Consider the following 5,163-nt stretch of genomic DNA (forward strand, 5'->3'; position numbering starts at 1 on the left):
ACCAGACGCTTGAGCACATGCCGGTGGTGGGCATGCCCCAGCTCGTGCGCGAGCACGGCATCGATCTGGGGGGCCTCTAGGCGTTGCAGCAGGGTGTCGAACAGCACCACGCGCTTGGCGGGGCCAAATCCGGTGAAATAGGCGTTGGCATGCGCGCTGCGCCGGCTGCCGTCCATCACATACACCCCTGCGGCGCGAAAGCCACAGCGGGCCAGTAGGGACTCGACGCGCTCACGCAAGCGGGCGTCGGCCAGCGGCTCGAAGCGGTTGAACAAGGGAGCGATGAAGCGAGGGTAGAGCAGCAGCAACGCCGTATTGAAGGCCATCCAGGCCAGCCAGGCCCACAGCCACCAGGCCGAGCCCGCGGCGTCGTAGAGCCACAGGATCAGCGCGGCCAGCGGCAGACCCAAGGCTGCCGCCACGGCTGCGCCCTTGAGCCCGTCGGCCACCCACAAACCCAGCGTCATCTGGTTGAACCCGTGGGCGGCTTCCACGCGGAAGGTGCGCCACCACGCCAGCGGCAGCTCCAGCAACGCCCCGATCGCAAAGAAGGCCCCGATGAGCGCAACCTGCTGTACCAGCCCGTCCCCCAACCACTGCAGCAGAATCTGATTGAGCCAGTCCAGCCCACCGAGCAGGGTCCAGCCGACCAGGACGACCGAGCTCCAAACCGACTCGGCCAGTGCCAGCCGCGTCTTGTCGATCGTGTAAGCGGCGGCTTTGGCGTGCTGCTCGGCGCTGACATGCGCGACGAATGCCTCGGGCACGCGGTCGCGGTGGTGTGCCACATGCCGGATTTGGCGCGCATACAGCCAAGCCCGCAGCAGCAGGCTGGCCACCAACAGGGTCACGAAAGTCCAGCTCCAAAGCAAGTGCGCAGGCAGTGTGATGTGCATATGCGCAGTCTAGCCAAAGTCGTGTCGGCATGTCGGCGACAATAGGCGCTATGACCAGCTCCAACACCTTGCCCGAACCGTTGTCCGCCGAGGCCCTGACCTTGCCCAAGAGCGACCAGAATCTGGTCTGGATCGACTGCGAAATGTCCGGCCTGGACCCCGAGGCCGAGCGCCTGCTGGAGGTGGCCGTGGTGGTCACCGGCCCGCATCTGCACCCGCGCATCGAGGGGCCTGTGCTGGTGATCCACCAGAGCGACGCCGTGCTCGACGCCATGGATGCATGGAACAAAGGCACGCATGGACGCAGTGGCTTGATCGACAAGGTCAAGGCCAGCCAGATGACCGAAGCCGAGGCCGAGCAGCTCCTGCTCGACTTCATCGCGCGCTATGTACCCAAGGGTGCATCGCCCATGTGCGGCAACAGCGTGGGGCAGGACCGGCGTTTTCTGGTGCGCTACATGCCGCGGCTGGAGGCGTATTTCCACTACCGCAATTTGGATGTGAGCACCCTCAAAGAGCTGGCGCGGCGCTGGCGGCCGCAGGTCTACAGCGCGTTCAAGAAACAACAACGCCACACAGCCCTGGCCGATGTGCATGAATCCATCGACGAGTTGGCGCATTACCGCGAACACTTCCTGCGCCTGTCGGCCTGAGCGGACCGCCGGGGCGGTGCGGTTCGGCGCCGAATCCGAGCCGCATCGCGCTGCATCCTCAGACCGCACGAATCTGTGCCATAATGGCTTTTCCGACGCCATTCGGTGCCGGTTTCTTTGTTGCATCTGCTGCTTGCCGGTCCGTGGAAGGATTGATTCGTTGGTAGTCGATGTGATGACAACCTGACGGATCCCAACCATGAACCCTTCGATCCCTGCAGCCGTTGGCTGCGATGGTGGCTTTGCCGCGCTCGGCCTGGTCGATTCCCTGCTGCGTGCCGTGGCCGACCTAGGCTATGTGCAGCCCACCCCCGTACAACTGGCCGCCATCCCGCCGGCCCTGGCTCGCGATGCGGACGGCGCTGACCTGATGGTGTCCAGCCAGACGGGCAGCGGCAAGACCGCCGCGTACTTGCTCCCTGTGCTCGACGCCCTGTGCCGACAGGTTGCGGCCGAGCCCGTTCGCGAGTCTCGCCGCAGCAGCCGCGGGCCTGGGCGCGCGCCCCGTTTCGAGCCGGCGGCACCGCAGGCGCTGGTGCTGTGCCCTACGCGAGAACTGGCCCAGCAGGTGGCGCACGACGCCGTGGACTTGCTGCGCCACACGCGTGGCGTGCGCGTGGCGACGGTGGTGGGTGGCATGCCCTACGCGGTGCAACTGCAGCGCCTAGCCGGCGCAGCCGTGGTGGTCGCCACCCCGGGGCGCCTGCTGGATTTGCACCGCGGTGGCCATCTGCGGCTGGACACCGTGCAGCACGTCGTCCTTGACGAGGCCGATCGCATGCTGGACCTGGGCTTTGCCGAGGACTTGGCCGAAATCCACCGCCTGACCGAGGGTCGGCGTCAGACGCTGATGTTCAGCGCCACCTTCGCGCCGCGCATCCAGGCGTTGGCCGCGCGCATCATGCGCGCGCCGCAGCGCGTTGCGCTGGAGACGCCGCAGGACCGCCATACCCACATCGAGCAGCGCCTGTACTGGTGCGACAGCCCCTCGCACAAACGCCGCGTGTTAGACCACTGGCTGCGCGACGAGGCGATCGAGCAGGCCATCGTGTTTGCCAGCACACAAATCGAATGTGATGAACTGGCGCAAGACCTGCAGCAGGCGGGCTTTGCCGCCGTGGCCCTACACGGGGCCCTGAGCCAAGGGCTGCGCAATCGTCGGCTGCAGGCGCTGCGGCAAGGACAGGTGCAGATTCTGGTGGCCACTGATGTGGCCGCGCGCGGCATCGACGTGCCCAGCATCACCCATGTCTTCAACTACGGCTTGCCAATGAAGGCCGAAGATTATGTGCACCGCATCGGCCGCACGGGTCGGGCCGGGCGCCGCGGTTTGGCGGTCACCATGGCCGAGCCGCGTGATCGCCGCCGCATCGGCGCCATCGAGGCCTTCAGCCGTCAACCGATCCCGGCCCTGACGATCCCGGGCTTGGAGCCGCAGCGGCCGATCGACACCCCGCGCCAGGCGCGCCGGGCCGACGGCCATCGGGGCTGGGGCAAGCGCTCCGAGGCCCCCCGCGCACGGCGGGCAGAACCGGCTGCGCGCCGCGCGCCACGCTGAGCCTCGACAGCGCACCTTCGTTCTCACATCAGCAGATGTTCGCCGGCGTTTTCGCCGCCCAAGACGACATAGTTCACCTTGCGCAGATCGACCAAGGTGCGCCCGCCGGCGTAGCTGATGGCGCTTTGTAAGTCCTCTTGCATCTCGCGCAGGGTGTCGGCCAGCTTGCCTTTGATCGGCTCGAGGATGCGCTTGCCTTCGACGTGCTTGTACTCGCCTTTGTTGAAGTCGCTGGCCGAGCCGTAGTACTCCTTATAGAGCTTGCCGTCCACCTCCACCGTCTGGCCGGGGGACTCCTCGTGGCCGGCGAAAAGCGAGCCGATCATGACCATCGCGGCGCCAAAACGCACGCTCTTGGCGATGTCGCCATGGTGGCGAATGCCCCCGTCGGCGATGATGGGCTTGGTCGCCACCCGCGCGCACCACTTGAGCGCCGAGAGCTGCCAGCCACCGGTGCCAAAGCCCGTTTTGAGCCGCGTGATGCATACCTTGCCCGGCCCGATGCCCACCTTGGTCGCATCCGCGCCCCAGTTTTCCAGGTCGATCACGGCCTCGGGCGTGCCCACGTTGCCGGCGATGAGGAAGGTTTGCGGCAGTTTTTGCTTGATGTGCTCGATCATCCTGCGCACGCTGTCGGCGTGGCCGTGGGCGATGTCGATGGTGATGTAGTCGGCGCCCACGCCTTCGGCCGCGAGCCGGTCGATCACCGCATGGTCAGCCGGCTTGACCCCAGAGCTGATGGACACGAACAGGCCCCGTTCACGCATGCGCTTGGCAAAGGCTACGCTGTCCAGGTCGAAGCGGTGCATGACGTAAAAATAGCCGTTGGCGGCCAGGTATTCGCTGATGCGCTCGTCCAGCACCGTCTTCATGTTGGCTGGCACCACCGGCAGCTTGAAGCGTCGGCCACCAAACTCCACCGAGGTGTCGCATTCGCTGCGGCTTTCCACGCGGCATTTGCGCGGCAACAGCAGGACGTTGTCGTAGTCGAAAATTTCCATGGGCAAGGCTCCGATGTGGCTGTGGGGTAAGCGGCGCGTTGTGGCAGTGCGCGGCCCAATGGCTGCGAGCGCTTGATGGATAGCCGGTCGGGCCCGAAGCCGCCAGCACAGGGCGGTGGACACAAAAAAACCAGGCTCCCACGTTTGGCCCGGTGCTCGATTCTATGCCAGCCGGCTGGGGCACAATAGCCCTGTGGGGCATTGCCGCCCCCTTGGAGCGCGTGCGGATGAATCCCTCCACCCTGATCGGCATGGTCGCCAGCGTTGTGTTGCTGGGTGTCCTGATCCTGTTTGCAGCCGACGATCCTTGGCTGTTCATCGATGTGCCAAGCATCGGCATCGTCCTGGTGGGCACCATGGCAGCCACCTTCTTGAGCTACCCGATCGGCGAGGTGCTGCGGGTCTTCAAGCTCATCCGAACCGTCATGCGCAACGAGCGCCTGTACACCGAGCGCGACATCGAGGAGCTGGTGGACATCTCGCGACTGTGGATGCGCGATGATCCGGTGTTGGTCGAAAAGGCGTTGCCGCGCATCTCCAACCCCTTCCTGCGCACAGGGGTGCAGCTGGTCATCGACCGCATCCCGGAGGAGGACATCCTAGACCTGCTGCAGTGGCGGATTTCGCGCATGAAAGCCAAGGAGGCGGCCGAGGCGCAGCTCTTTCGCGTCATGGCCAGCTACGCGCCCGCTTTCGGCATGATCGGCACCCTGGTTGGGCTGATCAATCTGATGGACGTGGTCGCCAGCGGGGATCTGGTCGTGATCGGCAAGCACCTGGCGGTGGCCCTGATGACGACGTTTTACGGCATTTTGCTGGCCAACTTGGTGTTCAAGCCCGTGGCCGTCAAGCTGGAGCGCCGCACCGAGCAGCGCATCGTGCTCATGAACATGGTGTTGCAGGGCATTTCGATGATGTGCGCGCGCCGCAGTCCGTCGCTGATGCGCGAGACGCTCAACTCCTTTGTCGAGCACCGCGAAGACGAAATTCTCGATACCTCCCCAGGGTCAACCCCGACCGGTAGCAGCGCCAGCGCCCCGCGCTCGCCCAGCCGG

The 5,163-nt window shown here is 65.6% G+C and carries 4 protein-coding genes and 1 pseudogene; 3 read left to right on the forward strand and 2 right to left on the reverse strand.

Going from position 1 to position 5,163, the window contains the following annotated elements:
• Window positions 1-896 (reverse strand): M48 family metallopeptidase (locus P3W97_RS02630; protein WP_300843512.1); only part of this gene is annotated, 896 nt, incomplete at its 3' end.
• Between the two features lie 50 nt (window positions 897-946).
• Here P3W97_RS02630 and orn point away from each other — a divergent pair.
• A complete protein-coding gene (gene orn, locus P3W97_RS02635) occupies window positions 947-1,549 on the forward strand; it encodes an oligoribonuclease (RefSeq protein ID WP_300843514.1) in 603 nt (200 codons plus the stop codon).
• A 238-nt stretch (window positions 1,550-1,787) separates the two neighbouring features.
• Window positions 1,788-2,990: pseudogene (locus P3W97_RS02640) on the forward strand (DEAD/DEAH box helicase); the annotation flags it as partial.
• A gap of 140 nt (window positions 2,991-3,130) precedes the next feature.
• Here P3W97_RS02640 and P3W97_RS02645 read toward each other — a convergent pair.
• Window positions 3,131-4,108 carry a GMP reductase gene (locus tag P3W97_RS02645; RefSeq protein WP_300843516.1) on the reverse strand — a complete coding sequence of 326 codons (978 nt, stop codon included), beginning with the start codon at window positions 4,106-4,108 and terminating at the stop codon, window positions 3,131-3,133.
• Window positions 4,109-4,335: 227 nt separating this feature from the next.
• On the opposite strand from P3W97_RS02645, the gene P3W97_RS02650 reads away from it, so the two are divergent.
• On the forward strand, window positions 4,336-5,163 hold an 828-nt coding region (locus tag P3W97_RS02650; RefSeq protein ID WP_300843517.1), incomplete at its 3' end, for a MotA/TolQ/ExbB proton channel family protein.

It is taken from the genome of Tepidimonas sp., from assembly GCF_029335975.1.
In the GTDB taxonomy this organism is placed as follows: domain Bacteria; phylum Pseudomonadota; class Gammaproteobacteria; order Burkholderiales; family Burkholderiaceae_C; genus Tepidimonas.